Raw genomic sequence first — 609 nt, forward strand, 5'->3', positions numbered from 1 at the left:
TCGCGCAAGTACGGGAATATTAACCCGTTTCCCATCGGCTACGGCTTTCGCCCTCGCCTTAGGGGCCGACTAACCCTGGGAAGATTACCTTTACCCAGGAAACCTTGGGTTTACGGCGAACAGGTTTTTCACCTGTTTTATCGTTACTCATGTCAGCATAATCACTTCCCTGCAGTCCAGCATGCCTTCCGGCACACCTTCTGCCCGCAGGGAACGCTCCCCTACCGATCGCTTGCGCGATCCCGAAGCTTCGGTACCATGCTTAGCCCCGTTACATTTTCGGCGCAGAGTCATTAGACCAGTGAGCTATTACGCTTTCTTTAAACGATGGCTGCTTCTAAGCCAACGTCCTGGCTGTCTGAACAACTCCACCACCTTGACCACTGAGCATGGATTTGGAGACCTTAGCTGTCGATCTGGGCTGTTTCCCTTTTGACGACGGACCTTCGCACCCGCCGTCTGACTCCCGGGGTACATCTTGGCGGCATTCGGAGTTTGAAAGGGTTTGGTAATCTGGTGAGACCCCTAGCCCTGTCAGTGCTCTACCTCCGCAAGACAATGTCCCGAGGCTATACCTCAATATATTTCGGGGAGAACCAGCTATCACCG

At 53.7% G+C, this 609-nt stretch carries 1 rRNA gene; it reads right to left on the reverse strand.

The window, feature by feature from the left end:
* A 23S ribosomal RNA gene (locus V6B97_RS17115) occupies positions 1–609 on the reverse strand; the annotation flags it as partial.

The sequence above is a fragment of the Nitratidesulfovibrio sp. 1201_IL3209 genome (assembly GCF_036763125.1).
Classification (GTDB): Bacteria; Desulfobacterota; Desulfovibrionia; order Desulfovibrionales; family Desulfovibrionaceae; genus Cupidesulfovibrio.